This is a genomic window from Marinobacter segnicrescens (assembly GCF_900111555.1).
GTDB lineage: Bacteria > Pseudomonadota > Gammaproteobacteria > Pseudomonadales > Oleiphilaceae > Marinobacter > Marinobacter segnicrescens.
In genome coordinates this window covers 1-26,675 of record NZ_FOHZ01000030.1, presented here as the reverse complement: position 1 = coordinate 26,675, position 26,675 = coordinate 1, and the positions used below count along the sequence as shown (strand labels likewise).

Sequence of the window (26,675 nt, the reverse complement as noted above, 5' to 3'; positions counted from 1 at the left end):
CAAGACTGACAAGTTAGAAGGCGCCCGTGGTATTTCATTATTCGTGGTCGAGGTGGACAAGGTCGAGGGCTATGAGCGCGGACGGGTGCTGCAGAAGGTTGGGCAGCACGGCCAGGACACGCGCGAGCTTACCTTCATCGACATGCGCGTACCCGCGGAGAATTTGCTCGGTGGCGAAGAAGGCCAGGGCTTCTTCCAGCTGATGGAGCAGCTACCCCGTGAGCGCTTGATTATCGGGATTGCCGGTGTCGCGATGGCCGAAGCCGCAGTCTTGGAGGCGATCAAGTATGCCAAGGTACGGACGGCGTTTGGCAAGCCAATCCTGGATTTCCAGAATACGCGCTTCGTGCTTGCCGAGTGCAAGACCGAGGTGTTGGCCGCGAAAACCTTTATGGATCACTGCGTCCAGCGCTACATGGACGGTGAGCTCGACCCTGCCACCGCTTCAATGGCTAAGTTGCTCGGTACCGACAAGCAGGTCGCCATTATCGACCGCTGTCTGCAAGTGTTCGGCGGCTATGGCTATCTGATGGAGTACCCCATCGCGCAGATGTACGCCGCTGCGCGGGTGCAAAAAATCTACGGTGGCACCAACGAGATCATGAAGGAGCTGATCGGACGATCACTTTGACGGAACCTGTTATCATCCTATCGGTGCGATGCAGACCGGGACATTGATAGCAATGTCCCGTAATAAAGGTAGCCAATGAATGGAGATGGAGCATCCTCTGGGCCACCATTAACGCTGCGGGCAGCTGCCTAGTGTTCCGTGCTGTCAATGGCCATCTGTTTTGACCCACCGATGTCATAATGGATTCGGCGCTTTTGTGCCACCGAAATGACTTGGCCAGTTTCTCATTGTGAACCTTGATGTACTTCTTAATTGCAGACTTCAATTCGCTGACGCTGGTGAAAATACCCCGATAAAGCGCTCGGCGTTCCAGTTGGCCGAACCAACCCTCTACCGCATTCAGCTAAGGCGCGTGAAATGCAGCTTGAACCGATCGTGCTTGGCCAGCCAGGCTTTAACCTCCGGAGTTTTATGCGTAGAGCTGTTATCCAGAATCAAGTGAAGATCCAGAGCCTTAGGGGTTTCCCGGTCGATCTGTCGCAAGAAGTCCAAAAACTTCTTGGCGCGGTGAGGCTGGGTAATGCGGCCAATCACCTTGCCTGTCAAAATATTGAAGGCAGCGTACAGGCTGGTCGTGCCATGGCGCTTGTAATCGTGTGTGACGCTCAACTTGCCCAGGCCTGAGCTGTCAACGGGGCGAGCGAGCCCCTCCAAATCCCGGTCGATTGTTCAGGTGCGTGAGCGCTCATAAGCTGGGCATCCGCAGATATATCGACATCGTCAGAGCAAGTACCTGTCTGCGGCTCTGGTTAACTAACCCCCCCGTTAACACGACCTGTATGCGGCCTCGTTCAGATTGGCCCTGAACATCTTCGATGACAGTGAATCCCGTAAGAGTGTCGCCCGGACGTACCGGGTGGAGGAACTTCAAGTCACGGATACCAGCGCCGCCTATCACATCCCAGTGCCGAAAGAGACTACCGACGGTGAGTCGTTGGTATACCGCCAGGGTTTGTACACCACTGGCGATCAAGCCTCCGAAGTATCCTTTGTTCGCAGCGCGACGCTCGTCGAGGTGGAAGAACTGCGGATCCCACTGGCTTGCAAACGTTACGATTTCTTCTTTGCTGAGCGTGTAGCTACCTAGCTCGACCCGGTAGCCGGAGCGTAGGTCCTCTCTATCTGTGACAAAGGTTAGAGTAACCGATTTCATCATTATCACCTGTCGAACGCATCAATACTATACGATCGTATAGCAGAATATGCCAAAGGGACAACATCAACGTTTCTGGTAACCTTGCACGTCCCGATCGATCGTGGCTTCTCAGCGTACAACGCCAGCTTGATAGTCCGGTCATGTTCGAGGAACTACACAGACTCAGCTATGCACAGGAGTTAGATAGTGAAGAAAACGGTGGGGGTATCCCCTAAAGTGAATAGCGACTTGACTGCGAAGGCACGCATCCGCAATGCGGCATTCGCCCTGTATGCGAACTACGGAGAGGACGCGACCTCGATGCGCGCCATTGCCGAGGCGGCGGGTGTTACGGTTGGTTTGGTGGTGCACCACTTTAGAACCAAGGACGGACTGCGCGAGGCCATCGAGCAACATATTGTTGATTTATTCTTCGGTGCGATCGAGCAAGTCCCCCTCGAAGGAACCACGGCGGAGATTGCAGCTGCTCGTGACGAAGCAGTCGCGGACATGCTCTCTGATAACCCAGCGGTAGTCGGTTACCTCAGGCGGGCTTTGCTCGATCCCATGGGGCACCGCGGCCGTATTCTGGAGATGCTCACCGATCTCGCTGCCAAACAAGTGGCGACTTTGCGCAATGTCGGCGTTGCGTCGAAGGCACATCGTGACTCCAGTCAAGTAATCGGCGTCATGATTCGCCAGCTCGGGCAGCTCTTTCTTCAACCCATGGTCGATTCCATGTGGAATCAATTGGCCGGACCGAACGCGGCTGAAGATGACAAGCCGCTCCTGGTAGTAAAGGTGCAGGAGTCCTGATCCGAAGGGACGTCCTGATATAGATCTAGTCGCTCCTTAGCATCGATTTGCAACGTTTAAGATCTCACGTGATCCGAAGTTTGTCGAAAAGCTGGAGTACATCGTCGGCTTGTACATGAATCCACCTGAAAATGCGCTGGTATTGTCGTGTGACGAAAAGAGTCAGGTGCAAGCTTTGGACCGGACTCAGCCGGGTCTCCCACTGAAGAAGGGGCGGGCACAAACCATGATTCATGATTACAAGCGTCATGGCACAACCACTTTGTTTGCCGCACTCAATGTGCTGGATGGGACAGTGATCGGGCAATGTCAGCAAAGGCACCGCCACATCGAGTGGCTCAAGTTCCTGCGCCAAATTAGCGCCCATCCAGAAACTAATAATTAACTGATTCACAGGAAATATTTTTGAGCTGGCATCTGACCTTCTCCGGATGGAAAGGATCAGAGTACCGTTAAGTTATCCCCCGCCGGACGATTTTGATGGAGCTTCAGGCAGCCTGCCGGGGTGGCAGCTTTCGCGTGGAATGGGTGGCAACCTTAGTCTGGAATACGCACATTAACCTGAAACCTGACCGGCGATTACGTTTGGCGACAGAGCCGCAAGCTGGAAGGCGGGAAGTTTAGGCCGCTACGGCGACTCGGACAACCTCAGCGTACGATTTTTTCCGAATTCTGCGGGCTGCCCAATGTACGCATGAGTCAAATGCACAGACTGGGTGAATGGATGTCATACCGTGTTATATCGCTCAATGGCTTGTTATTGCAGGCTTTAAGCGCAGTTTTAGCCGATTGAAGTCACTGATTCAGGGGTCAGTCTTAAAAGCCGTGCTTACTTGATCGCAGCGAGAGACAGTGCCAATCGCCGGAGCTCGGGAAGTTTGTACAGTGACAGTAATCCCCTGACACATGCCCCCAGCGGGCACCCTATTTAAGCAGCTTTTTCAGCCGCCTGCTTGTGCTCCTTTTTCGGTCGTTTGGGGAGCCCTTTCTTGAACACCGTATAGGGCACCTGACCTTTCATATTGCGGCCTTGGTGAGGGCGCCTGGTGTTGTACTGCATCAGGTACTCATCAAGGTCCTGCTGCATCTCTTTAATGCTCTCATACCACTTGGTTCGTCCCTGGATGCGGAAGTGCTCGTCCAGTAGCGTGCGGTGCAGCCGTTCGATAAAGCCGTTGCTTTGTGGGCGGCGCACTTTGGTGGTCCGGTGTTCGATCTCCTCCAGTTGTAGGAACAGTTCGTAGGGATGCCGGTCCTTGCGGCCACAGAACTCCCGACCGTTGTCGCTGAGAATAGTGGTGATCCTCGCGTCGTGGTCCTCGAAGAACGGCAGGACGTTGTTGTTGAGCACGTGGACGGCGGTTACTGGTAGCTTATTGGTGTACAGGCGCCCCCAGGCATAGCGGCTGTAGCAGTCGATCACTGATTGCAGGTAGACCTTGCCAACACCCTTGAGCGTGCCGACGAAGAAGGTGTCCACAGCCACCAGTTCTCCGGTGTGATGGACCTCAATGTGCCGTTCCCGGAACTCGGGACTGAAGCGCTCCAGCAGGCGTATTTGGTCCTCATTCAGGTCGATCTTCTGCTCCCGGGTAGTCCGCTCCAGACGCAGTAGGCGGTCGTGTCGTGTGAGCAGATCGTGACGGCTCCATACACCACGGACGCCGCCAGAACTCACCTGAATGCCTTTCAGAGCCAGCTCCTGTGCAACCCGAACCGGACCGTGGGTCGGGTATTCCAGGCTGTGAGCCAGAATGGCTTCTTCAATTTCTTCGCTGACCCGGTTGGGGTGAGGCCCACGAGGTCCGGGTAGCTTGTCCATCAAGCCCTCGGCTCCGAAGGTTTGGTAGTTCCGGCGGATCTCGTAGAACTGTTGACGGGAGTACCCCATCACTTGGCAGGCTTTGCTGACATTCTGCATATCCTTGGCCAGTTCTAGGAGGCTGAGCTTCCGTCGTGCTACTTTCTCATTGGTGGTCATAGTCGTTTCCTCGTGAAGTTACAGTCGAGCGTCAGACACTCGTTCTATAACCCACCGGGGGCACTATGACCACCTTCGTTTCAGTGGCCGACTGTCAGGTAAATACCGTCACACCACAGGAAGTTGCTGGGTGAACCGGTGATGGTGACGGCCTCACCGGATCGGGGTGCGGTAATGAGTTACTCGCAGAAGCAATGGGAGCACCTGGTGCCCAGGCTGTGGCAGTTGCCCAAGAATAACGAGCTGGCCCGCCGCTTCATGCGGATCTATTTCGGATACGCCTACCGGCTCGAGGCCGGTGAGGCCGGCGGCTTCCAGCGAAGAGCTTCGCGGTTCAGGTGCGGCCTGCGCCGGCTGCCCGGACTCAATGACCTGCCCCCTCCGCCAGAATGCCCGCCGCAACAGCGCGCCAGGGCTGCCAGGCCAGCGTGACACCGTCGTGCTCAGCAATGCCAAAGCGCCCGCCTCATCTGCAAGGGCCGGGCGTGATGCTGGTCATCCGTACCGAGCTGGACGAGTCGCTAACCATCTTGCATTTTATGGCAGCCGTGGTTTAAATTGGTCGCACAACCAAATACGAACAATAATAAAAATTCACAGGGGAAAAGAATGTTTATCACGCAAACACTCCGCCGGGCGGTCCAGACCAACGCAAAGGGGACCGCCACCATTTGCGGCGAACGGAATCAGACCTGGGCGCAGCTACAGGAACGCGTCGCGCGGCTGGCAGGGGCACTGCAGGAACTGGGTGTCGGCCGCGGAGACCGCGTTGCGATCCTGGCGCTGAACAGTGATCGCTTTGTTGAATACATCTACGGTGTCGCCTGGGCCGGCGCTGCGTCCAACCCGGTGAATATCCGTCTCGCGCCTGCGGAAATTGCCTACACGCTGGAAGATTCCGGAAGCTCCGTACTTTTTGTGGACGATACGTTTGCTCAGGTGCTGCCCGCCCTGCGGCCACTGCTCACGACTGTCAGACACGTGATTTTTATTGGCGACGGCCCCTGTCCGGAGGGTTGTCTCGACTACGAAAAGCTGCTCGCGGAGAGCGCCCCCGTGCCGGATGCCGACGCCGGCGGCAGTGATCTTGCCGGCCTGTTTTACACCGGTGGCACGACTGGCAAGTCCAAGGGTGTCATGCTCTCGCACGACAATATCGTCTACAACGCCCTGAATGTCCTCCCGACTCTCGGTTATGACGAGAGAGCGGTGTACCTGCACGCGGCGCCAATGTTCCACCTTGCGGACATGGCCAGCACCTTTGCGCTCACGAAAGTGGGCGGCACCCACGTCACCGTACCCAGCTTCGATGTGGACGCAGTACTGCAGGCGATCGCCACGCACCGGGTAACTCACTCGATGCTGGTGCCGACGATGGTCAATATGCTGATCAGCTCCGACCGTATTCATGATTACGATCTCTCCAGTCTGGAGCGATTTATGTATGGGGCCTCACCCATGTCCGAAGCGGTGCTGAAGAAGGCCATGGCCATGCTTCCCCACGTGGAGTTCAGCCAGGGCTACGGACAGACCGAAGCGGCGCCTCTCATCACGTTTCTGGACCCACGCTTCCATGTTGAGGGCGGAACCAAGCTCACCAGCGCCGGGCGCCCGGCCTACGGCGTCGAAGTGATGATCATGGACCCTGAAGACCGGGAGCTGCCCCGTGGCGAGGTCGGCGAGATCTGCGCCCGTGGCATGAACGTCATGCAGGGCTATTGGGGGCTCAGGGAAGAGACCGAGCAGGCCCTGCGTAATGGCTGGCTGCATACCGGTGATCTTGGCTACATGGACGAGGACGGTTTTGTCTATATCGTCGATCGCGCCAAGGACATGATCATCACCGGCGGGGAGAACGTGTTCAGCATCGAGGTCGAAGACGCGATCTACCAACACCCCGGAGTTCAGGAGTGTGCGGTTTTCGGTGTGCCCAGCGAGCAATGGGGCGAGGCGGTGCACACCGTGGTCGTGCCCAGGCCGGGTGTGTCGCTGACCGCTGAAGATATCATCGAGCATTGCCGGTCACGCATTGCCGGCTACAAGCTGCCCCGCAGTGTGTCTTTCCAGAGCGAACCACTGCCCATAAGCGGTGCCGGAAAGATTCTCAAGACCGAGCTGCGCAAGCCCTATTGGGAAGGCAGTCAGCGTCAGGTGGGCTAACGCGACTATCTGATCATCAGTTTTCAACTACCGTATGGAGAACAATCAATGAAAAATCCCGCCGTTGTTGCAGGCGTGGGTATGGTGCCCTTTGCCAAGCCTGGCGCTTCCGCGCCCTATTATGACATGGGCGCGGAAGCCGCGCGCCGCGCACTGGCCGACGCCGGCCTGGACTACGACAAGGTACAGCAGGCCTACGTGGGGTATGTGTACGGTGACTCCACCTGTGGCCAGCGTGCACTTTACCCGGTCGGAATGACCGGCATCCCCGTGGTCAATGTCAACAACAACTGCTCCACCGGCTCGACCGCCCTCTTTCTGGCACGCCAGGCGGTGGCCTCCGGCGCTGCGGACTGCGTAATCGCGCTGGGCTTCGAGCAGATGAAGCCCGGCGCGCTGGGCAGCTATTTCGACGACCGGCCCACGCCCTTCGAAGCATTTGATCAGGTATGTAACGAACTGGTGGGTCATCCGGACACTCCGATGGCGATCCGCTACTTCGGTGGCGCTGGCATGGCCCACATGGAGAAATACGGCACCCGTGCCGAGACGTTCGCAAAGATCCGCGCCAAGGCCAGCCGGCATGCCGTGAACAATCCCGTCGCCCTGTTCCGTAAGGAAGTGACGGTGGAGGATGTCATGGCATCTCCCGTACTTATCGGGCCCATGACGCGCCTTATGGCCTGTCCGCCCACCTGCGGCGCTGCTGCTGCGATTGTCTGCTCGGAGGCTTTTGCCAGGCAGCATGGTCTGGACGCGCGCGTGACCATCATTGCGCAGGCAATGACTACCGACACGCCGAGCACTTTCGAGGCGCGTAATATGATGCAGCTGGTTGGCAGCGACATGGCACGCGCCGCAGCCGACCAGGTTTACGAAGCCGCCGGCATTGGCCCCGGGGATGTGGATGTGGTGGAGTTGCATGACTGCTTTGCCACCAACGAACTGTTGACCTACGAAGCGCTTGGGCTTGCTCCGGAAGGGGGCGGCGAGAAAATGGTCGAGGACGGTGACAACACCTATGGCGGGCGTGTGGTTACCAACCCCTCCGGTGGCCTGCTGTCCAAGGGTCACCCGCTGGGTGCCACCGGTCTGGCGCAGTGCACCGAGCTGGTTCAGCAGTTGCGTGGCCAGGCTGAGGCGCGCCAGGTCGACGGTGCCCGTGTAGCCCTGCAGCACAATCTGGGCCTGGGCGGTGCCTGCGTGGTCACCATGTACCAGGCATCCTGGACTGGAGAGCGACATGATTGATACCCGACACATCGGCCTGCAACTGCCAGTCGTCACCTTCGAGGTCGAAAAGGGGCGCCTGCGTTTTTTTGCCGAGGCCATCGGCGAGACTCGCCCCGAGTATCTCGACGAGGAGGCCGCCAGGGCCGCAGGCTATCGCAGCCTGCCTGCACCTTCCACTTTTCTGATGGGCGCTGATTTCGACGCGGGCACGACCACAACGCTGCTTGAAACCCTTGGTGTGCCGATCGAACGCATCCTGCACGGCGAGCAGAGCTTTACCTACCACGCGCCGGTATGCGCCGGCGACGTTGTCAGCGTCGAGGCCAGGATCAGCGACATTTACAGCAAGAAAGGCGGTGCGCTGGAGTTCATCGTCAAGGATTCACTGATCAGGGATGCCCAGGGCAAGACCGTCGTCGAGGCTCGCGGCATCCTCGTGGTGCGCAACCCACAGGAACAGGAGAAGTCGGCATGAAGATCCCTCATCGTGACGAAGTCAGTGTTGGCCAGGAACTGCCACCGCTGAAGCTCCCGCCCATCACGCGCACCACGCTGGCGTTGTTTGCCGGAGCCTCGGGCGATCACAACCCGGTCCATATCGACATCGACTTCGCCAGGGCGGCCGGCATGCCGGACGTGTTCGCCCACGGCATGCTGTCGATGGCATATCTGGGCCGTTTTCTGACCCAGTGGGCCCCGCAGACACATCTGCGCCACTTTTCGGTGCGGTTTGCCGCCATCACCCCGGTCGGTGCCAGGCTGACCTGCACCGGCAAGATCGCCGAACTCACCGAGCACGGCAATGAAACGCTGGCCCGGCTGGAGATTGGCGTGATTGATGACAAGGGGGAGGTCAAGCTGGCCGGCGAGGCTCTCGTGGCACTGGCCTGAACCACCCCCTTCAGATTCCAATACAATAAAATCAAGGATTCAGCATCATGAAGTTGCAAGGAAAAGTAGCCATTGTCAGTGGCTCGGGACGCGGTATTGGTCGCGAAATCGCCCTCAAGCTCGCCTCTGAGGGTGCGAGCGTCGTCGTCAACGACCTCGATGCCGGTCCGGCGGAAGAAACCGTCGCGGCGATCACGGCAGCGGGCGGCAAGGCCGTAGCCTGCGCCGGCAGCGTGACGGAGGCCGGCTTTGCCGAGCGGTTCGTCAATACGGCAATTGAGCAGCTGGGCGGCCTCGACATCATTGTCAACAACGCAGGCTACACCTGGGACAATGTCATCCACAAGATGACTGACGAGCAGTGGCACGCCATTATGGACGTGCATGTGACCGCGCCGTTCCAGATCCTTCGTGCCGCTGCCGAGTATTTCCGTGTGCAGACCAAGAAGGAAGCAGGCGAAGGACGCGAAGTGTTCCGCAAGGTCGTCAACATCTCCTCGCTCGCCGGCACCGGCGGCAACGCCGGCCAGGCCAACTACTCGGCCGGCAAGGCGGCAGTCATCGGCCTGACCAAGGCGATGGCCAAGGAATGGGGGCGCTATAAGATCAACGTCAACTGCGTGGCCTTTGGCCTGATCAAGACACGGCTCACCGAGGCGACGGCCGGTTCGGACGAAAGCATTGACATCGAAGGTCGCAAGATCAAGGTCGGGGTCAACCCGGACCTGCTCAGGAATATGGAAGCCATGGTGCCTCTGGGTCGCGGCGGTACACCGGCTGAAGCAGCCGGAGCCGTGTACCTGTTCTGTACACCTGAGTCCAACTACGTTAGTGGTCAGACACTGATCTGCGGAGGCGGCTTATCGATGTAAGCGGCATGGAAAACATGAAGCGGAATCCGGATCTGTCATTCCGGATGAGCCAAGAGTTCGTGGTGTTTCGCGCCTGCGACTGAACATTCATTGCCACCGGATTCACGCCCTGCAAAAAAGAGTGGTGCCTGCGGGAGTTGGTGGACCACTCACTGTGGACCCAGGCCGGCATCGCCGGCCTGGTTTTTGCTGATTTTCTGAAGAGATCTTATGGACTATAGGCTACCGAATACCTCCCCGCTGCGCCCGCTGGAGTTCACCGGTGTCGGAGGCTTGCGTTTAGCGGCGGAGGCCGCCGGCGAGAGTGATGCTCCACCTGTCCTGTTACTGCATGGTGGCGGTCAGACACACCATGCCTGGGCCCAGCACTGCATTGCGGCTCGCTGAGGCCGGCTATCTGGCCATTGCCCTGGATGCCCGGGGTCACGGGGACAGTCAATGGGCAGCGGACGGCGATTACAGCGGCGATGCGCTGGTTGCCGATCTGACTTGCGTGTGCGCCTCGCTCCATTCGCCGCCGGCGCTGGTCGGAGCCTCAATGGGCGGCCTGACCTCCTTGCTGGCCATCGGCGAGGGCCCGCCTGATTTCGCGCGTGCCCTGGTGCTGGTCGACATCGCCACACGGCTTGAGCCGGAAGGGGTGGCACGGGTGCTCGATTTTATGAGCGCCCATACCCACGGCTTCGCAAGCCTCGAGGAGACTGCGGATGCCGTGGCTGCCTACAACCCGCACCGCAAGGTGCGTGGGACAGCCGGTTTGCGCAAGAACCTGCGGCAGCGGGACGACGGGCGCTGGTACTGGCATTGGGATCCGCGCTTTCTTGATCATGCTACGCGTTCTTCCGCCGGCGAGTCGCTGGTACAGCAGGAACGTCGCGAGCAGGCCGCGCAGGGCGTTCACATTCCGACCCTGCTGGTTCGCGGCGGATCAAGCGACGTGGTCAGTGCAGAAGGCGCGCGGGAGCTGCAGAAACTGATCCCGCACGCCGAGCTGTTCGATGTGCAGGATGCAGGCCACATGGTTGCCGGCGACCGCAACGATGTGTTCAGTAATGCCGTTATTGATTTTTTGCGCCGTAAGCTGCCCGCAGTAAGCGAAAGGGCCACGCTACTCACTCTGTAAAAAAGGAGTTTCCATGAACCTTGACTTTTCACCCGAAGACCAGGCATTTCGTGCCGAGGTCCGTGCCTGGATGCGCGACAACGTGCCGCAGCAGGTGGGCCCGTCCATCGGCATTCCCAGCCATAAGGAGACACAGTTTGCCTGGGAGCGCAAACTCGGAGCCAAGGGGTGGCTCGCCTACACCTGGCCCAAGGAATACGGCGGCCCCGGCTGGACCGCTACCCAGCAGTATATCTTTGACACGGAGAGAGCGCTGGCCGGCGCGCCGCCATGCGGTCCGTTTGGCCTGTCCATGCTCGGACCGGTGTTGATGCGCTATGGCAATGAAGCGCAGAAGCAACGCTATCTGCCGCCGATCGCGCGGGGCGAGGAATTCTGGTGCCAGGGCTATTCGGAGCCAGGGGCGGGGTCGGACCTAGCCTCTCTCAAAACCCGGGCCGTACGGGAAGAGGATCATTACATTGTCAACGGCCAGAAGATCTGGACGACCCAGGCACACTGGGCCGACTTTATATTCTGCCTGGTCCGCACCAATCCCGACGGGCCCAAGCAGCAGGGCATTTCGTTCCTGCTGATCGATATGGCCACACCGGGAATCGAGATCCGGCCGATTACCACTATCGATGGGCACCATCACCTTAACGAGGTTTTCCTCACCGACGTTCGCGTCCCGGTGGAAAACCTGGTGGGCGAGGAAGGGGAGGGCTGGACCATCGCCAAGTACCTGCTCACCCACGAGCGTACCAGCATCGCCGGCGTGGCCGACAGCTATTATCAGCTGGGGCGCCTGCATGAAGCCGTGGCCGATGATCCGGTGTTGAGCCAGGATCCTGTTGTGACGCGCCGCCTGGCTACGCTGGAAGTCGATCTGATGGCTCTTGAATACACCAACCTGCGTACACTTGACCGCGTTGCCAAGGGGCAGCCTCCCGGTAGCGAGTCCTCCGGGCTCAAGATCAAGGGTACCGAGCTGCAGCAGGCCATCTCCGAAGCGCAAATGGAGTTGGGCGGCCTCGGCGCTCTGCCCTGGCTCACCGCTGCTGAGGACGTGCATACGGTGTTTGCCGGTGCCACGCAGCGCTACAACTTCCTGCGTGCAAGCTCGATCTACGGCGGCACCAACGAAATTCAGAAGAACGTACTGGCAAAGCTGCTGCAGCTCTGAAGCGCACAATCGCAAGGACACCGTTATGGACTTTTCTTATTCCCAAGAACAGAAAATGCTACGAGAAAGTGCGGACAAGTTTGCCAACAAGGGCTATGGCTTCGAGCGCTACAAATCCACGCTCGAGCTTCCCGGCCATTGCGATTCCACGCTTTGGTCGCAGATGGCAGAGTTGGGATGGCTCGGCTTGCCACTGCCTGAAGAGGCCGGCGGCCTCGGCGGCAGCGCACTCGACGTGTCACAGATCTGTGAGCCATTGGGCAGCGGCATGGTGCTGGAACCCTATATTGCCAGTGCCGTGCTGCCAGGCCGCCTGCTGAGCCTGTGTGAAGCGGATACTGATCTGCTTGGCGAGCTGGCCGGAGGCGAGGCGCAGTTTGCCGTGGCCTGGGCGGAGCCTGATTCACGCGAGGATCCGGCCTGCTGCACCACGCGCGCGCAAGCCGATGGCGATGGCTATGTACTGAGCGGCCATAAGCAATGCGTGCTGAATGCGCCCAACGCTACCACCCTGATTGTCAGCGCCCGCACCTCCGGCGGCGACCATGACGCGGACGGGATCAGTCTTTTCGCCATTGATCCACAATCCGCCGGTCTCGCGCTCAGGCCCTACCCTGTGATGGGTGGCGGCTATGCAGCCGATATCCGGATCGATCAGCTTCGAGTCGGCGCTGATGCGATGATAGGCTCGGCTGGCAACGGCTTTGCGCCACTGGATGCAGCGCTCGATCATGCCACCGCTGCTGCCTGCGCTCAGGCTCTGGGGGCGATGAATGCGCTACTTGAGCGCACCCGGGAGTATCTGCGGATGCGTAAGCAGTTCGACAAGCCGATCGGCAGTTTCCAGGTACTGCAGCATCGCCTGGTGGATATGTTCATCGAAGTCGAGCAGTCACGTTCGATGGTGATGATGTCCAGTGTGCGCGTGGAAAGCGCTGAGCCCGCGGTAAGGCGGCGTGCCGTGTCCGCAGCCAAGGCCTATCTGGGGCAAGCCAGCAAGTTTGTCGCCCAGCAGGCTGTGCAGCTTCACGGCGGCATTGGTGTAACGGAAGAGCTCGACGTGGGCCATTACTTTCGCCAACTCTCCGCCTTCGGTTCGCTCTACGGCAGCCGCGAGTACCACCTGAGGCGCTTCGCTGCCACCCCATCGGAGTGACGGGCGAAAGGCCGGTCGACTATTGAAGGAACCTGCGGATGGGTGCATTTAACCTGTCTGCGGGGCCGGCTGGCTAGGGTGTAGTCTCTTGCTGGCGAAACAAACCAGATTCAGATATGGAGCAAATAAGGAAAGGTTATGAAGCTCGATTCGTCTGTCAATGCGGTGGTAACCGGCGGTGCGTCCGGCATTGGTGAGGCTGTGGCCCGTCGCTTTGCGGCCTCCGGTGTCAAGGTGGCGATTTTTGACTTCAACGAGGAACGTGGTAAAGCCATCGCTTCCGAGTTGGGGGGGCTTCTGCAAGGTGGACGTGACTTCCGACGAGGCCGTTGATGCCGGTCTTGAAAAATCCCGTGCGACCATCGGTCAGGAGCACATTCTGGTTAATTGCGCTGGTACCGGCAACACCCACAGGACCGCCAGTCGAGACAAGCAGACAGGCGAAATCAAGCATTTTCCCCTGTCTGAGTTCGAAAAGATCATTCAGATCAACCTGATCGGCAGTTTCCGCTGTGCCGCCAAAAGCGCTGCCGGAATGCTGACCCTGGGTGGCATGGAAGACGGTGAGCGTGGCGTCATCATCAACATCTCCTCCGTCGCAGCCCAGGATGGACAGATTGGCCAGGCAGCGTATTCTGCCTCCAAGGCGGGTGTGGTAGGCATGACTCTGCCCATGGCCCGGGACCTGATGAATGAAGGGGTCCGGGTCAATACCATCATGCCCGGTTTGATCAATACTCCCTTGATGCACGGACTGCCGGATAACGTAAAGGAGGCGCTTGCAGCGTCAGTGCCTTTCCCGAAAAGACTGGGTGAGCCGGATGAGATTGCCTCGGTTGTTGAGCTTATGGTGACCAACGGTTACTTCAACGGAGAAAGCGTTCGCCTGGATGGCGCCATCCGCATGGCAGCCCGCTGAGGCTACGGACGCGCATTTATCACAGGACACTCAAGGGCTGTCCCGATCCTCCGGGTAAGCCCCGGCTGTTAACCGGAGGTCCTGGTTCAGGCCGAAGCCTGATTACTGCCCTGACATTCAACTTGCTCCAGGAAGGCCTTTATGTCGTCAAAAGCCTCTTCGGCTTCCGGAAGTTGCGGCACGAATATCTGCCAGACATGCACCATGCCCGGCCAGATATGCAGGGTAACCGGAGAACCTGCCACTTTGGCCCGTGCCGCATAACGTCGGGCATCGTCCAGCAGCATCTCGGAATCACTGGCCTGGATGAGGGTTGGTGGCAGGTTCTCCAGGTTGCCGCGCAGTGGTGAGGCGACAGGGCTGGTTGGGGAGACCGGAATACCGCCAGGGTGGTCCACCACCAGATGACCGGCAGGGGAACTTTTGACAAGCCTCGGAAAACAGGTCCAAGCATGTGGTCGGTATCAGTGTCGCCGCAGTTGCTTAGTGCGGTGAGGGTCAGGTCGGTGGATGGTGAGAAAGCGATGGCCGCATCGGCCTGGCGCAGACCGTTATCCCGAATCCAGGCAATCAGTCCAACCGGGCCCAGAGTTTCGAGGTCACGACCAAGGCGCGGCTATGGATGATTCAGCGGACTATGGCACCGATAATGTCCGGGTCCTGGTGAGAGGCGAACATAAAGTCCATGTCGCTGATGTTCATGTGTCGTGATGCGGCCATCGACAGCGGGGTATAGGCCCATTCGCCGGATCTGGTCGAAATCATCCAACAGACCAAGTGGACGCTCGAAAATGGCGCCCTCTGATTTTCATCTGGCCGGACAGTGTAACGGTTTACCGTAAATATTTTGAGTTGGCCGTTTTGAATCTGGTGAAACAGGAACTGAAGTCTGCCGATCTGGCGGTTGTTCACGGGGGGCGCTTCGATGACCATCGCGATCAACTGGTGAGTTGGTCGGATTACGAGCAGGAAATTGATCAGTACGGGCTGGAAGTGGAGCTTCCCATCGAACCGAAGGCTCTCAATCGCCATCTCAAGGATTAATTGACTCAGGTGAGCCGCTCAGTGGACTCAGTCTTCCCGGATAACACACACGCCGCGATCGAAGACGGTCGCATCGTGATCAAACGCAACCAGAAGCAGGGACTACCGACGAATTGGCAGGCCCTCGATGACAATATTACACGCCGGCTTGGCACTTGCAGCCAAACCTCTCAGCCGGACAAAGCAAGTTGCTGGATTGCACCGCGAACGGTGTCGTTCTGCTCCATAGGCAGAAAATGGGTCGTTCCTGCAACAACCCTCACGTCAGCCGAAGGTAACAGGGTCTGCAGGCGTTTTTGGGACGTCGGCGAGAAGGTTGACCCGCGTTCTGCAGCCAGCGCAATAACCGGGCACCGCAACTGACGAATACCTGGCCACGGGTTGTGTTCGGTATGGGCAAAGGTAACGCTTTCCCACTCCGGGCTGCACGCCAGTTGAAGTTGATCTTCCTGCGGCACGAAGGCGTGCTGGACGTAGGCTTCCAGCCATGCTTCAGGCCAGGTCTTGAAACCACCGCGACCTCGATAGCTGTCCAGCGCGGCAGTGTGCGAATCAAATACCCTGCGCCGACGTGCCGCTCCGGCGGCCAGTGACAACCGATGTGACTGACGCAGCAGCTTGGCCAGCCCCAACTTCAGGCCCTGCACCGGATCCATGATCACCGGTTCCGCCAGAATCAGACCCAGCACTTTGTCAGGCCGGCGGGCAGCGGCCATGATGCTGGTGGTGGCACCGATGGAATGGCCGGCAAGCCAGACCGGCTCGTCCTGGTTATCCAGCAGAGCCGTCATGTCGCGATAATAGGTTTCCCAGCCCCGGAATGTCGAAACATTCGCCGCACCGGCGCTGGCCCCATGCCCCCGCATGTCCCAGGCCAGGACATTGACGTCCGTGGCAAGATCGTCAAGGAGGGGGTGGTACAGGCGGCCATGGAAACCCGTGGCATGTGCCCAGTGCAGCGTAGGGCGCGCTTTGGATTGCGGCCAGCGCCACAGTGCGATGTCTGCGCCATCCGTCGCCCGGAATTCGTCGCGTTCAGGTTTGTTGTGCTTAATGCCCATGACGGTCTTCTTGTTGGGCGACCATTGCCGGGAGCAACAACTGAACCTGACCGCTGGCGATCGGTTTGCTCTTTTCGCCTTGCCAACAGGTCACCTGGACCAGGCTGGTCCGCCTGCCTTGCCGGACAACGTCAGCCCTGGCGAACGTCGATCGGGCCTTCGCGGAGCGGAGGTAATTGATGTGGCTGTCGAGAATGCGCGGGCAACGTGTCTCTGCATCCTGGCTTTGCGCAGCCACCCGCGCGGTGAGTTCGATCAGGGCCCCAAGCACACCGCCATGGAGGGCAGGTAGCATGAAGTTGCCAATCAGTGCTTCACAACACGGCAAATGAACCAATACACCTGCATCACCGCGCTGAACCTCAAGCCCGAGGTGCCGTGCGTAGGGAATGCGCTCCAGCAGAGCCTGCCAGTCAGCAGATTCTTTCCCGCTTTCGGTAGGGCCTGAGATGGGTTGTGCCGAATCGCCAGTTGTGCTCATGCGCCCTCCTTTTTTCGTCCACCGGCCTGGAATTGCTGGCCCTGGGTGTTACGCATGAAGGTGGCGTTTGCCGTCGCCAGCAACTCACGATTGCCCTCGCTAAGGATGTCACAATGAATAAACGCGACCTCGTCCGTTAAATGTCGACAGGTAGCCACCGCTAACAGGGCCTGGTCGCCGCTGGCAGGGCGCAGATAATCCATGCGCAAATCTAGCGTGGCAATGGGCATCAACTCCAGGGCCCCCGCGAATACTGCCAGGCCTCCGGCGGAGTCTGCCAGCGAGTAAAGTACGCTGGTGCAGATTTCTTTCGTATCCTCTTGGGCGAACATCCATGACTGTGGCGTCAGACGCATACAGACCTGGCCCTGGTCTACCGAGACAACCTGCATACCCAGCTCCCTGCCGTGGGGAACCTGCTCGGTGAACTGCCACGCCGTCGTCACAGCGTTACTGTGCTGAGCTCTGTTCGGCTTGGTCATCAGATCTGCCCAGCCTGGCATACATTTCGTACAGGGGCGGAAGTGATGGGAAACCGCTGATTTTCATCGATCATCGCCATATTATTTTCTTCCGAATAGTATCGTTGCTAGATTTTGTTTGGTTAGACAGCCAAAAGTCAAGGCTATGTTTGCGGACAAATGGTATACCGCTTGGGTAATGGTGTACGATCAGTGCAACGAGTCTGGTAGTGGCCGCTCTGATGAATAATAAACGGGCTTGCTGAGGAGATACTTAAGCGATGGTTAACAGACAGATGACTCCTGCAAGCAAACTGGGCGATCAGGTCGACGTTTTGTCTAACGCAGCCAGGCTTTTTCGTGAGAAAGGTTTTGAAAGGACGTCGCTCAAGGAGATTGCCGAGGCCTGCAATATGCTGCCCGGAAGTCTGTATTATCGTTACAACAGCAAGGAAGCGCTGCTTGTCGAGCTGATGCGTCGGGGAGTCGACCTGGTGACCGCAGAGGTCGAGTCGGCTTACGCCAGCTCGGATGACCCGTTCGAGCAATTGCGTCTTTGTATCAACGCACATCTGCGCACCCTCTTGGTGGATTCGGACGCGGTTTACGTGCTGCTGTTTGAATGGCGAGCGCTGGGCCCGGAGGCTCGCGAGGAAATCATCGAACTGCGTGACCAGTACGAGTCCCTGTGGGCCGGTATCCTCGAAACAATGATTGCGCAGGGCGTGGTCCGCAAGAATGTTGACGGCCGTTTGCTTCGCCTGATCGGCCTTGGGGCGCTCAACTGGGTTGCAACCTGGTTCGACCGGAACGGAGTCCATTCACTCGACGCCATTGGTGATTTTATCTGGCAGATCGCCATCGACGGTGTCATCAATAAAGAAGTCAAGGCATAGGATAAACACTGCCCGAAAATGTCTCGATACTCAGAAGCGATACGCAGCCGACACAGTCCCAAAAGAAAGTGCATCTTTATTACTTTCATCCTGACTGGTCGTCGCTCTGAGTGTGAGGGCAATCCGGATTCCAGGCGAATGCTAACCAACGCCCACGCCGCCCAGACCGCCAAAAGGACGCTGGCGCAAGTTGCTGGTTCAGCGCCGGCATAGTGAGCGTGATCGGTGCGCCAAGCTGCTTTTGCCAATGCCGGTGAGCGCTTTATGAGCGGGCGAATGTGTTGCGGGACGAGATGCTGAAAGGCCTCGAAGACGAGGACCTGGAAGTCGCCCTGCGTGTTTTTGAGCAGGTTATGGAAAACGCGACCAGGAGGTGAAGCATGCTACCTAAGGATATCGTTGTCTTTCTTGAAGAGGCTCGACCCTATGACCGACGACTGGCGATCGCCACTGACATCGCCGCGTGCTGGAATGCCTGTCTGATAGCGGTGTTTGTAGCAACGCCACTGAGAGCGATGCCTCATACGCACGCTGTGGCCGGCTCTGCCATGCGCGCCTTGCTCGAACAGCATCGCGTGCGTGTTCGGGACGCAGAGGCTCAGGTCAGGGAGCGCTTTGAGGCAATGGTTCGCGCAAGGGGCATTAGCGCAGAGTGGCGCTTGTCCGAGAGCGAGTTAGCGGAGGAATTAATGCTACACGCGCGCTATGCAGGGCTGGCGTTGGTCCCTCCCTTCGAAAGCTCCCCCGAACCTTCCATGACGGTCAGGATGGCCGAGCACGTTATCTTCGGCTCGGGACGCCCGACTATACTCATTCCTGACGAATGGGCGGCCGGACGGATTGGACGACGTGTCGTTGTCGGCTGGAACGCTAGCCGGGAGGCAACACGAGCGGTCGGCGATGCGTTACCCTTTCTGGCCCAGGCCGAAGCAGTGAAGGTGGTTTGTGTCTGCGATGAACCGGAAGGCGAGCTGGAGTGTAGAGAGGATTTCGGCGCGGACCTGTGTCGCCACCTCGCGCGTTATGGCGTACAGGTAACACTGGAACAAGTCGACGGTGGTAAGGTCGGCCCGATGCTACTCGAACAGGCGCGGGCGTTCAATGCCGACATGCTGGTGATGGGCGCCTATGGCCATACGCGGCTCACCCGGTTAGTGCTCGGTAGCGCTACTCGAGCAGTACTCTGTCAAGCTGCAATTCCCGTGTTGGTGTCCCGTTAAACCAAAACGAGCGGACGGGGTATCGACGGAGCCTTTAGCTTGCGCGATGACTGGGAGGCAGTGTAGGGCTGCTGATGACCGTTCAGATGCTTCGATCAGTTAGCGGTTCAAGTCAATTCGATCCTTCGCGGACCTTCATCACGACGCGGCACGGAGGATGGTTCGAAAAGAATTTTGGGACCTTGGTGCAGCGCAGTTTCTTGTTGACGACCCGCCTACTCTCCGCGTTTAAACCGCAGGTGTGAACGGCCGACTTAGCCAGATCAACCCAGTACGTAACGATTTACATGCTGTTGGGTAGGATGAGTCTCTGTCTCACGTTTTGGAGAAAGGATCGGACCGTTCCATTAACTCTAGGCCGTCCGAGAAGCGCGAGTCAGTCCGCTTCCTGGTAGGCAGCATTGCCTCTCAGTCGTACGCAGTTGCTGTTGTGTGGGCAGGCCTGGGCGGAGAACCCATGGCACCCGAGATCGGGGATGCCGAGATTGTTACGGTTCTGAACGAGCTGGTTGAAGAGCGTCCTCGGCGCGGCTTCGAGTTATTGTCAAATCTGGTGTATGACCATCAGGCGGCATCTCTGCCGGATTGATCATCCACTCGCTCTCCATCCTGAAACTGAACGTTGCTCACGACCAGCTTCAGTTGGTTAAACCCCTTGATCCGTTTCCAGCGTTTCTGGGCGGATTGGAGCAATTTGAACACCATCGCTAACGTGGTGTCGCGGTTGCCACAGGACCGGCTTCGCTTGGTCCTTAGCCTGACTGTGGCGAAGGTGGACTCAATGGGATTCGTGGTCCTCAAGTGAATCCAGTGCGCTGCCGGGAAGTCGTAAAAGGCCAGCAGTTCATCCCGGTCCTTTTCAAGGTTTTCCATGGCCTTCGGGTACTTGTCCCGAAATCGCCTTAACGTGCTGTCAAAGGCTTTGTGAGCGCTATCACGGGTCTCCGCCAGATAGATCTCATGCAGGTCTCACTTCACCTTCGGCTGCACGGACTTGGGCAGCTTGTCCAGCACGTTGGCGGTCTTGTGAACCCAGCACCGCTGGTGCCGGGTATCCGGAAACACCTTGCTCAGCGCTTTCCAGAAGCCCAAAGCCCCGTCGCCTACGGCCCGCTTGGGCGCATTGTCCAGGCCACGTTCCCGCAAGCCGGTGAGCAGCTCTCTCCAGCTGGCTTCGGACTCGCGGTGGCCGTCCTCCACCGCGACCAGCTCCTTGTGCCCATGCTCTGTGACCCCGATGATCACCAGCAGGCACAGCCGATCATCCAGACGAACATTGCTGTAGACACCGTCTGCCCACCAGTAGACGTAGCGCTTCTGGCCCAGATCACGGCGACGCCAATCCTCGTGCTTCTTCAGCCAGCGCGCCTTGAGCCGTGACACCGTGTTGGCGGACAGGCCCTTGGCCTGCTCGCCGACCAGGGCACTCAGGGCCTCCTGGAAATCGCCAGAGGAGACACCGCGCAGGTAGAGCCAGGGGATGAGTTCATCCAGACTCTGGGCCCGCTTCAAATACGGTGGCAGGAGCTGACTATTGAAGCGAATGCCGGAGCCACTGCGGTCCCTGACCTTGGGAACCTGAACGTCAACATCCCCAACGCCTGTCTGGATCGTGCGCTTGGGCAGGTGTCCGTTGCGGACCACCGCCTTGCGACCATCGGGGGTCGACACATCGGCATACTGATCCAATAGTCCCTGAAGCTCGGACTCGACAGCCCGCGCAATCAGGTCACGGGCACCCTGTCGGATCAGGTCGTGCAACGGGTCATTGGTGGCTACTTCTGGCTGTGAAAGAGCATGCAGGTTAGACTTGGACATGGCGTATCCATCCTCTGTTGGTTGTGATCTTGGCGGAGATCAACCAACAGGATACGCCACCTCTTCAACCTGCTTCCATACACCAGAAATCACCATAACTCGCCCGACTACTACCCTGAATGGGTTAATATCATGAGGAGCAAACAATGAAAACAAGAAACCGCACCGCAATCCTTTCAATGGCGACGCTGGCTTCGGCAGTGTTGATGGCCTCTGTTGCTGACGCCCGTGAGCTCAACTATGCACTGGGCGCACCCCCCGGGACACCGGCCCATGAAGCCCTCGAGTTCTACGCTGACAAGGTGGGGGAGCTGTCCGGCGGCGACCTTACGGTAAAGGTCTTTCCATTGTCCCTGCTGAGTTTTGCGGAGATGTCATCCGGAATCCGGGACGGCATTGCTGATATGGGGCTCATTCTGACCCCATACCATGCCGGTGAGTTCCCCCCCATTAACCTGCTGGCGGAGTCTTCCATGCTGTTGACGCTGGAGGAAGAGCTGGAGGCCGGGAAAGAGGGCGTTGCGTTCGGAGCGGCCCTGTCAGAATTCATGATGTTTCGCTGCCCTGAGTGTATCGACCGGTTTGAACAGCAGAACCAGGTCTATCTGGGACATGCGGCAGGCACGGCCTATGGCCTGATGTGTGATGAGCCTGTTATGTCGCTGGAGGATGTCGGTGGCAAGCGGGTCCGGGTTGGGGCGGGTAACTTCGCACGTTGGTCGGAGGCTGTGGGCGCTACGCCTGTCACGATGTCTGCCAACGAAATGCGGGAAGCTATCTCTCAGGGCATCGTGGACTGTATTGCCCTCTCCAGTCCTGAAATCCAAAACTATGGATTGGTTGGCCTGGTAACAGACTTGACCATGGCCGTTCCCGGCGGGGTTTTCCCTTTCGCCTCGTTCCAGACCAATCAGGATCTCTGGCGATCGCTTTCTGATAAGGAACGGGAGACCTTGCTACGTGGTGCTGCGGAAGGAAATGCGGCCATCTCGTGGACCTATGTCGAAGCCGCTGAGGAAAGCTTCGAGCTGGTCCGAGAGGAAGGCGCGCGCTTTCATGAAGCTGACGAATCGCTGGTGAAAGCAACGAGTGACTTTATCGCCACGGATATGGAAACCCTGGTGAAACAGTATGAAGAACGCTACGGGCTCGACAATGCAGAAGCGATGCTGGACGCGTTTCGTCCGATCCTGTCGGACTGGGTAGCCAGGGTAGCTCAGGTGGATAGTCAGGAGGAACTGGCAAACCTCTACTGGGAGCATATTTTTTCGAAAATTGATGTTGCATCTCATGGTCTTTGACGACACCGAGGAACACCTAACTTCAAGGGCTGGATCCTTTGGCACCTGTTTCTTCCCGGAGTCATCGTTGTCGCGCTGGGCTGACTAGCTTGGAATAGGCGCCCGTGGCGGAGGAGGTGGGGCGGGTGGCGATCTGGTAGGTCCAGGGTGGCATTTGTGACCAATCGATTGCTCAAGTGCTGAATGTGAACTACTTTGCAGGAACAGACTTTCGTTTCGTGCGGGTTAGGCTTAAACAACAACAAGTGGTGGCGAAAAGATGAGAGGGTTTTTGCTCGTCGTCGACGGGGTCAATGAGGTCGTGGGTCGGGTTTTCTCTTGGGCAGTCGTACTGATCATGTTGATTACAGTGTATGACGTGGTCATGCGGTTTGCGTTCGGCCAGCCATCACTGTGGGCGTTTGACGTGGTTAAGCAGCTCTACGCGCTGGAGTTCATGATACTCGCCGGCTTCGGCCTGGTGCGTAACGCCCACGTTTCCGTGGACGTATTCACCGCCCGGCTGAGCCGGCGGAAACAGGCCGCCATGGAAGTGGTCTCGTACCTGGTCTTCTTTTTTCCGTTCATGGTCATGCTCATCTGGAAGAGCTACGAGTTCGCGGCTCGCTCCTGGGCCTACGGTGAGACCACCTGGGGAGTTGTTGCCCTCCCCGTGTACCCGATCAAGACGGTGATGGTGGTGGCTTCCGTGCTATTGCTGCTGCAGGGCATTGCCAAGGTCTTCCGCGAACTGGCCGTCCTGGCTGGGAGGGAGGAGGCATGCTGAGCCCGGAGGTTCTTGCCATTTCGATGTTCGCCGGTCTGCTGATCGGTCTGTTCATGGGTCATCCGCTGGCTTTCGTCCTTGGCGGTCTGGCGGTGATATTCGGTTTTCTCGGGCCGGGGCCCCAGGTATTCGGCACCATCATCAACCGCGTCTACGGGGCCATGGACAATTACGTCCTGGTGGCGGTGCCGCTTTTCATTTTCATGGCTCGACTGCTGAGCGACTCCGGAGTTACGGACCGCATGTTCGAGGTGCTCCGGCAACTACTCGGCCCTGTGCGGGGCGGACTCACCCTGGCGGTGATCGGCGTTTCGGTGCTACTGGCTGCCACCACCGGCATTATCGGCGCGTCAATGACCGTCATGGGGCTTCTGGCCCTGCCGGCGATGATGCAGCACAATTACCAGAAGGAGATCAGCTGCGGTGCCATTGCTGCCGGCGGCAGCCTGGGAATCCTTATTCCGCCGAGTATCATGCTTATTATCATGGGCAGTTATGCGTCGCTGTCCGTTGGACAGCTATTTGCCGCTGCGTTAATTCCCGGCGTGGTGCTGGCACTGCTCTACGGGCTCTACGTGGGATTGCGCAGCTTCATCCAGCCGCAGCTGGGTCCCCCCATGACGCGTGAAGAGCGAGACGCTGTCAGCACACGTTCGTTAATGGGCTTGGTTGCCCGGCTGGTGGTCCCACCCCTGCTGCTGGTGCTCGGGGTGCTCGGCTCGATATTCGCCGGTATCGCGACGGCGACAGAGGCAGCGTCCATCGGTGCATTTATCGCCCTGCTGCTGGTCATTGCCTATGGGCGGTTCACCTGGCGTGGCTTTCACGAGTCGGTGGTGGACGCCGGCAAGACCACCACCATGGTGCTGTTCGTGGTGGTTGGCGCCACCGCTTTCACGGGAGTGTTTATCGCTGGGGGCGGCATTGACGTGGCCAGCGAGTTCGTCACCGGTCTCGGTCTGGGCAAATGGGGCACCCTGGTGGTGATGCTGCTGATGGTCTTCGTCCTCGGTATGTTTCTGGACTGGCTGGGCATCATCCTGATCTGCTTCCCTTTGTTTCTGCCCCTGGCCGCCGAATTTGGTTTCGACAAGCTGTGGTTCGTCGTGATCATCGCGCTGGTGCTACAGACCTCGTTTCTGACCCCGCCGTTCGGCTACGCGCTGTTCTATCTCAAGGGCGTGGCGCCGCCCGGGGTGGAGACCGGGCATATCTACAGGGGCGTAATGCCGTTCATCGGCCTGATCCTGTTCGGCACCTTACTGTGCATCATTTATCCGCAACTCATATTGTGGTTACCCGAGCTTCTGTTTGAGTGACAGGGCCGGCCTGCGAAGCGTGACTGGAGGAGATTGAGATGAAATTACAAAAAAGTGTGCTGGCGGCCGGATGTGCCGCTCTGGCTCTGACGACGGCCCAGGGGCTGGCGGCGGAACCAATAAAGATACAGATGACTACGACCTGGCCCTCAGGTATCAGCCTGATTGATTCCGATAAGCACTTCGTGGAGACGGTGAACCAGCTCGCCGGTGACCGCCTGGAGATTGATTTCCACCCGGGTGGCACTCTGGTGCCCTCGACCCAGGTCTTCGATGCTGTCTCCTCGGGGTCTATTGATGCGTCCGTTGACTGGCCGGGTTATTGGGCCGGGAACGACTCGGCCTTCGCGCTACTCGGGTCGTTCCCCATGCTATTGACCGCTGGTGACTACATGCTCTGGCTTCAGCAGTGGGGAGGGTTCGAGGCGTTCCAGAAGGTCTATGGCAAGTTCGATATGGTCTATCTGCCCCATTCGGTGTTGTCCATGGAGTCTGGCCTGCGAACGAAGGAGGCACTGAAGTCGCTGGACGACATGGACGGCAAGCGCCTGCGCATGTCTGGCCGGCCGCAGGGCGAGATCCTCAAGGCTCTGGGCGCGGCCCAGGTACAGCTGCCCGGCGGCGAGGTCTACCAGGCGCTGGAGCGCGGTGTGGTCGCCGGTGCCGAGTTTTCGTCGCCGGGTGTCGACTGGGGGATGGGCTTCCAGGAAGTCACCAGTCACTGGACAGTGCCTGGCTGGCATCAGCCCGGCTCTGTGGGTGGGGTGATGATCAACCGCGAGGTCTGGGAAGAAATGGGACCGGATCTGCAGGCGGTGCTGAAAATCGCCGCCCGGGAAACGATGATGTGGTCGCTGGCTCATTTCGAGAAGACGGCACTTGAGGCGGTGAACAACTTTCTCGATGCCGGCGTCGAGGTCCACAAGCTCTCGGAAGAGGAACTGGAGCGTATCCAACAGATCGCCAATGAGGAGCTGGTCCGCGCCTCTTGCGACAATCCGTTGTACGCGGAAATCGCCTATTCCCAGGTGCGTTTTCTGGAGGATTACGCGACCTGGCGCGAGCTTCAGCAGCCATTCGGATTCGGTCGCAACCTGTCCAGCTTGCCGGATGCGGAGAAGATCAAGTCCTGCATGGACGAGTAAGAAAACTACGGAGTCCTCGGGGATGGTATGAGGCCGTTTCCGAAGGCCGGAGTCTAACGATGTCAAAGAGTCAGAGCGATGTTGCTATGATCGCCAGGGCGGCCTCGGTTACCGTTGGGGGGCTTTTTCGCCACCAGGCTCGCTACCAACCCCAGCGTGTAGCCCTGCAGGATGCCAGTGGTGAGTACACTTACGGGGAGCTCAACGAGCGTGTAAACCGCCTGGCTAACTGGCTGACTGGGCTCGGGCTGAGGCGTGGGGACCGGGTGGCGGTGCTATCCGAGAACCGTACCGAATACCTGGAAGCGATGCTGGCCGCGGCCAAGCTGGGCGCCATAGTCGCGGCTCAGAACTGGCGTCTGGCTGCAGGGGAGCTTGAGCACTGCATCCGGCTTACCGAGCCGCGGATAATGCTGGCCTCTGAGCGGCACGCGCCGGTGCTGGCGGATGTGAGCCACGACGTTACCACCGTTGTGCGTTTCGGCCAGGATTACGAGTCGGCGCTGGCAGGGGCGTCCACTGCAGAGCCGCCGAATGCCTCTCAGGGGGAGGACGGTCTGCTGATCCTGTACACCAGCGGAACCACCGGGTTGCCCAAGGGTGCGTTGATCAGTCACCGTGCCGAGATTGCCCGCGGCCAGACGTTCTACATTGATCACGAGATCGAACGGGAGGATGCTTTCGTCGCCTGGGCGCCGCTGTTCCACATGGTGTCTACTGACCTGTCATTGGCCGCACTGTGCCGCGGCAGCAAGGTAATCGTGCAGGATGGTTACGATCCGGACGCACTGGCCGCCGTGGTCGGTCGGGAACGAATCGGCTGGCTGGTGCTGATGCCGGGCATGATCGAGTCTTTCATAGAGGCCATGGGACGTGGCGGTATACAGCCGTCGGGTGTGAAGTCCTGCGGCTGTATGGCTGACCTGGTGCCGCTGCACCAGATCGCCGAAGTCACCCGGCTTCTGGATGCACCTTACGTTAACAGTTTTGGCTCCACAGAGACCGGCTCGGGGCCGGCCACCGCCGGGCTCATCGCCCCGGGCACGGTCGCGAAAAACTTGTCCAAGGTACAGAGCTCTTA

The 26,675-nt window shown here is 58.8% G+C and carries 26 protein-coding genes and 5 pseudogenes; 22 read left to right on the top strand and 9 right to left on the bottom strand.

The window, feature by feature from the left end; translation table 11 throughout:
- On the top strand, positions 1-631 hold a 631-nt coding region (locus tag BM036_RS17420), incomplete at its 5' end, for an acyl-CoA dehydrogenase family protein (RefSeq protein WP_281247037.1).
- Positions 632-797: 166 nt separating this feature from the next.
- Here BM036_RS17420 and BM036_RS17415 read toward each other — a convergent pair.
- Together BM036_RS17415 and BM036_RS17410 are read right to left on the bottom strand one after the other, a co-directional pair.
- A pseudogene (locus BM036_RS17415) lies at positions 798-1,256 on the bottom strand (IS630 family transposase); the annotation flags it as partial.
- A 60-nt stretch (positions 1,257-1,316) separates the two neighbouring features.
- A complete protein-coding gene (locus tag BM036_RS17410) occupies positions 1,317-1,784 on the bottom strand; it encodes a MaoC/PaaZ C-terminal domain-containing protein (protein WP_091854691.1) in 468 nt (155 codons plus the stop codon).
- A 189-nt stretch (positions 1,785-1,973) separates the two neighbouring features.
- Here BM036_RS17410 and BM036_RS17405 point away from each other — a divergent pair, with 189 nt between their 5' ends.
- A complete protein-coding gene (locus BM036_RS17405; RefSeq protein ID WP_218144835.1) occupies positions 1,974-2,582 on the top strand; it encodes a TetR/AcrR family transcriptional regulator in 609 nt (202 codons plus the stop codon).
- A 40-nt stretch (positions 2,583-2,622) separates the two neighbouring features.
- Positions 2,623-2,943, top strand: a pseudogene (locus BM036_RS17400) (transposase); the annotation flags it as partial.
- A 567-nt stretch (positions 2,944-3,510) separates the two neighbouring features.
- Here BM036_RS17400 and BM036_RS17395 read toward each other — a convergent pair.
- On the bottom strand, positions 3,511-4,563 hold the full coding sequence (locus BM036_RS17395) for an IS481 family transposase (RefSeq protein WP_091854687.1): 1,053 nt from the start codon (positions 4,561-4,563) through the stop codon (positions 3,511-3,513).
- Positions 4,564-4,737: 174 nt separating this feature from the next.
- Between BM036_RS17395 and BM036_RS17390 the strand changes: the two genes are divergently transcribed.
- From BM036_RS17390 to BM036_RS17345, 10 genes and pseudogenes are all read left to right on the top strand, one after another.
- Positions 4,738-4,995 (top strand): hypothetical protein, encoded by a 258-nt coding sequence (locus BM036_RS17390; protein ID WP_143066642.1) that lies wholly within the window; start codon positions 4,738-4,740, stop codon positions 4,993-4,995.
- A 177-nt stretch (positions 4,996-5,172) separates the two neighbouring features.
- On the top strand, positions 5,173-6,723 hold the full coding sequence (locus tag BM036_RS17385; RefSeq protein WP_091854683.1) for a long-chain-fatty-acid--CoA ligase: 1,551 nt from the start codon (positions 5,173-5,175) through the stop codon (positions 6,721-6,723).
- A gap of 48 nt (positions 6,724-6,771) precedes the next feature.
- Entirely contained in the window at positions 6,772-7,974 is a 1,203-nt protein-coding gene (locus tag BM036_RS17380; protein WP_091854681.1) for a lipid-transfer protein, read from the top strand.
- Complete coding sequence (locus BM036_RS17375; protein WP_091854679.1) at positions 7,967-8,431, top strand: MaoC family dehydratase N-terminal domain-containing protein; 465 nt, start codon at positions 7,967-7,969, stop codon at positions 8,429-8,431. Before BM036_RS17380 ends, BM036_RS17375 begins: the two co-directional genes overlap by 8 nt.
- The gene (locus BM036_RS17370) at positions 8,428-8,847 is read left to right on the top strand and encodes a MaoC family dehydratase (RefSeq protein ID WP_091854677.1); all 420 of its coding nucleotides are present in this window, start codon (positions 8,428-8,430) and stop codon (positions 8,845-8,847) included. Before BM036_RS17375 ends, BM036_RS17370 begins: the two co-directional genes overlap by 4 nt.
- A gap of 44 nt (positions 8,848-8,891) precedes the next feature.
- The gene (locus BM036_RS17365; RefSeq protein WP_245742708.1) at positions 8,892-9,719 is read left to right on the top strand and encodes an SDR family NAD(P)-dependent oxidoreductase; all 828 of its coding nucleotides are present in this window, start codon (positions 8,892-8,894) and stop codon (positions 9,717-9,719) included.
- Positions 9,720-10,026: 307 nt separating this feature from the next.
- Complete coding sequence (locus tag BM036_RS17360) at positions 10,027-10,842, top strand: alpha/beta fold hydrolase (RefSeq protein WP_218144834.1); 816 nt, start codon at positions 10,027-10,029, stop codon at positions 10,840-10,842.
- Between the two features lie 13 nt (positions 10,843-10,855).
- Positions 10,856-12,007 (top strand): acyl-CoA dehydrogenase family protein, encoded by a 1,152-nt coding sequence (locus BM036_RS17355; RefSeq protein WP_091854672.1) that lies wholly within the window; start codon positions 10,856-10,858, stop codon positions 12,005-12,007.
- 25 nt (positions 12,008-12,032) lie between these two features.
- Positions 12,033-13,163, top strand: coding sequence for an acyl-CoA dehydrogenase family protein (locus BM036_RS17350; protein WP_091854670.1), 1,131 nt, complete (start codon positions 12,033-12,035; stop codon positions 13,161-13,163).
- A gap of 138 nt (positions 13,164-13,301) precedes the next feature.
- Positions 13,302-14,082, top strand: a pseudogene (locus BM036_RS17345) (SDR family NAD(P)-dependent oxidoreductase).
- Positions 14,083-14,168: 86 nt separating this feature from the next.
- On the opposite strand, the pseudogene BM036_RS17340 reads toward BM036_RS17345, so the two are convergent.
- Both BM036_RS17340 and BM036_RS19980 read right to left on the bottom strand, forming a co-directional pair.
- Positions 14,169-14,662, bottom strand: a pseudogene (locus BM036_RS17340) (alpha/beta hydrolase); the annotation flags it as partial.
- A 47-nt stretch (positions 14,663-14,709) separates the two neighbouring features.
- Positions 14,710-14,847: an oxygen-binding di-iron domain-containing protein gene (locus tag BM036_RS19980; protein ID WP_425434107.1), complete on the bottom strand. Its 138-nt coding sequence runs from the start codon at positions 14,845-14,847 to the stop codon at positions 14,710-14,712.
- 12 nt (positions 14,848-14,859) lie between these two features.
- Here BM036_RS19980 and BM036_RS19975 point away from each other — a divergent pair, with 12 nt between their 5' ends.
- Complete coding sequence (locus BM036_RS19975; protein WP_143066641.1) at positions 14,860-15,126, top strand: hypothetical protein; 267 nt, start codon at positions 14,860-14,862, stop codon at positions 15,124-15,126.
- A 170-nt stretch (positions 15,127-15,296) separates the two neighbouring features.
- Here BM036_RS19975 and BM036_RS17330 read toward each other — a convergent pair whose 3' ends face one another.
- The 3 genes from BM036_RS17330 to BM036_RS17320 are packed head-to-tail and all read right to left on the bottom strand — an operon-like array spanning position 15,297 to position 17,150.
- The gene (locus tag BM036_RS17330) at positions 15,297-16,187 is read right to left on the bottom strand and encodes an alpha/beta fold hydrolase (RefSeq protein ID WP_091854666.1); all 891 of its coding nucleotides are present in this window, start codon (positions 16,185-16,187) and stop codon (positions 15,297-15,299) included.
- Complete coding sequence (locus tag BM036_RS17325) at positions 16,177-16,668, bottom strand: PaaI family thioesterase (RefSeq protein WP_091854664.1); 492 nt, start codon at positions 16,666-16,668, stop codon at positions 16,177-16,179. The genes BM036_RS17330 and BM036_RS17325 overlap by 11 nt, the downstream gene beginning before the upstream one ends.
- Positions 16,665-17,150: a PaaI family thioesterase gene (locus BM036_RS17320; RefSeq protein ID WP_091854662.1), complete on the bottom strand. Its 486-nt coding sequence runs from the start codon at positions 17,148-17,150 to the stop codon at positions 16,665-16,667. Before BM036_RS17320 ends, BM036_RS17325 begins: the two co-directional genes overlap by 4 nt.
- A gap of 260 nt (positions 17,151-17,410) precedes the next feature.
- Here BM036_RS17320 and BM036_RS17315 point away from each other — a divergent pair, with 260 nt between their 5' ends.
- From BM036_RS17315 to BM036_RS20460, 3 genes are all read left to right on the top strand, one after another.
- Positions 17,411-18,025: a TetR/AcrR family transcriptional regulator gene (locus BM036_RS17315; RefSeq protein WP_091854660.1), complete on the top strand. Its 615-nt coding sequence runs from the start codon at positions 17,411-17,413 to the stop codon at positions 18,023-18,025.
- Positions 18,026-18,405: 380 nt separating this feature from the next.
- Complete coding sequence (locus BM036_RS17310; protein ID WP_091854658.1) at positions 18,406-19,245, top strand: universal stress protein; 840 nt, start codon at positions 18,406-18,408, stop codon at positions 19,243-19,245.
- Positions 19,246-19,702: 457 nt separating this feature from the next.
- On the top strand, positions 19,703-19,834 hold the full coding sequence (locus tag BM036_RS20460) for a hypothetical protein (RefSeq protein WP_281247036.1): 132 nt from the start codon (positions 19,703-19,705) through the stop codon (positions 19,832-19,834).
- Here the strand turns inward: BM036_RS20460 and BM036_RS17305 are convergent.
- Positions 19,810-21,063: pseudogene (locus BM036_RS17305) on the bottom strand (IS256 family transposase). The gene BM036_RS20460 and the pseudogene BM036_RS17305 sit on opposite strands and share 25 nt — an antisense overlap.
- 146 nt (positions 21,064-21,209) lie before the next feature.
- On the opposite strand from BM036_RS17305, the gene BM036_RS17300 reads away from it, so the two are divergent.
- From BM036_RS17300 to BM036_RS17280, 5 genes are all read left to right on the top strand, one after another.
- Positions 21,210-22,364, top strand: a complete 1,155-nt coding sequence (locus BM036_RS17300; RefSeq protein WP_091854656.1) for a C4-dicarboxylate TRAP transporter substrate-binding protein — start codon at positions 21,210-21,212, stop codon at positions 22,362-22,364.
- Positions 22,365-22,701: 337 nt separating this feature from the next.
- Positions 22,702-23,130: a TRAP transporter small permease subunit gene (locus BM036_RS17295; RefSeq protein WP_218144833.1), complete on the top strand. Its 429-nt coding sequence runs from the start codon at positions 22,702-22,704 to the stop codon at positions 23,128-23,130.
- The gene (locus BM036_RS17290; protein WP_091854652.1) at positions 23,124-24,449 is read left to right on the top strand and encodes a TRAP transporter large permease; all 1,326 of its coding nucleotides are present in this window, start codon (positions 23,124-23,126) and stop codon (positions 24,447-24,449) included. Before BM036_RS17295 ends, BM036_RS17290 begins: the two co-directional genes overlap by 7 nt.
- Positions 24,450-24,487: 38 nt before the next feature.
- Positions 24,488-25,594, top strand: coding sequence for a TRAP transporter substrate-binding protein DctP (gene dctP / locus BM036_RS17285; protein WP_091854650.1), 1,107 nt, complete (start codon positions 24,488-24,490; stop codon positions 25,592-25,594).
- Positions 25,595-25,653: 59 nt separating this feature from the next.
- A partial coding sequence (locus BM036_RS17280; RefSeq protein ID WP_143066640.1) for a class I adenylate-forming enzyme family protein occupies positions 25,654-26,675 on the top strand: 1,022 nt, incomplete at its 3' end.

Coding starts and splice junctions, on each gene's coding strand:
- BM036_RS17410 (WP_091854691.1), bottom strand. CDS start 1,784: ATGAAATCGGTTACTCTAACCTTTGTCACAGATAGAGAGGACCTACGC.
- BM036_RS17395 (WP_091854687.1), bottom strand. CDS start 4,563: ATGACCACCAATGAGAAAGTAGCACGACGGAAGCTCAGCCTCCTAGAA.
- BM036_RS17390 (WP_143066642.1), top strand. CDS start 4,738: ATGAGTTACTCGCAGAAGCAATGGGAGCACCTGGTGCCCAGGCTGTGG.
- BM036_RS17385 (WP_091854683.1), top strand. CDS start 5,173: ATGTTTATCACGCAAACACTCCGCCGGGCGGTCCAGACCAACGCAAAG.
- BM036_RS17380 (WP_091854681.1), top strand. CDS start 6,772: ATGAAAAATCCCGCCGTTGTTGCAGGCGTGGGTATGGTGCCCTTTGCC.
- BM036_RS17375 (WP_091854679.1), top strand. CDS start 7,967: ATGATTGATACCCGACACATCGGCCTGCAACTGCCAGTCGTCACCTTC.
- BM036_RS17370 (WP_091854677.1), top strand. CDS start 8,428: ATGAAGATCCCTCATCGTGACGAAGTCAGTGTTGGCCAGGAACTGCCA.
- BM036_RS17360 (WP_218144834.1), top strand. CDS start 10,027: ATGCTCCACCTGTCCTGTTACTGCATGGTGGCGGTCAGACACACCATG.
- BM036_RS17355 (WP_091854672.1), top strand. CDS start 10,856: ATGAACCTTGACTTTTCACCCGAAGACCAGGCATTTCGTGCCGAGGTC.
- BM036_RS17350 (WP_091854670.1), top strand. CDS start 12,033: ATGGACTTTTCTTATTCCCAAGAACAGAAAATGCTACGAGAAAGTGCG.
- BM036_RS19980 (WP_425434107.1), bottom strand. CDS start 14,847: ATGATTTCGACCAGATCCGGCGAATGGGCCTATACCCCGCTGTCGATG.
- BM036_RS17330 (WP_091854666.1), bottom strand. CDS start 16,187: ATGGGCATTAAGCACAACAAACCTGAACGCGACGAATTCCGGGCGACG.
- BM036_RS17325 (WP_091854664.1), bottom strand. CDS start 16,668: ATGAGCACAACTGGCGATTCGGCACAACCCATCTCAGGCCCTACCGAA.
- BM036_RS17320 (WP_091854662.1), bottom strand. CDS start 17,150: ATGACCAAGCCGAACAGAGCTCAGCACAGTAACGCTGTGACGACGGCG.
- BM036_RS17315 (WP_091854660.1), top strand. CDS start 17,411: ATGGTTAACAGACAGATGACTCCTGCAAGCAAACTGGGCGATCAGGTC.
- BM036_RS17310 (WP_091854658.1), top strand. CDS start 18,406: ATGCTACCTAAGGATATCGTTGTCTTTCTTGAAGAGGCTCGACCCTAT.
- BM036_RS20460 (WP_281247036.1), top strand. CDS start 19,703: ATGGCACCCGAGATCGGGGATGCCGAGATTGTTACGGTTCTGAACGAG.
- BM036_RS17300 (WP_091854656.1), top strand. CDS start 21,210: ATGAAAACAAGAAACCGCACCGCAATCCTTTCAATGGCGACGCTGGCT.
- BM036_RS17295 (WP_218144833.1), top strand. CDS start 22,702: ATGTTGATTACAGTGTATGACGTGGTCATGCGGTTTGCGTTCGGCCAG.
- BM036_RS17290 (WP_091854652.1), top strand. CDS start 23,124: ATGCTGAGCCCGGAGGTTCTTGCCATTTCGATGTTCGCCGGTCTGCTG.
- dctP (WP_091854650.1), top strand. CDS start 24,488: ATGAAATTACAAAAAAGTGTGCTGGCGGCCGGATGTGCCGCTCTGGCT.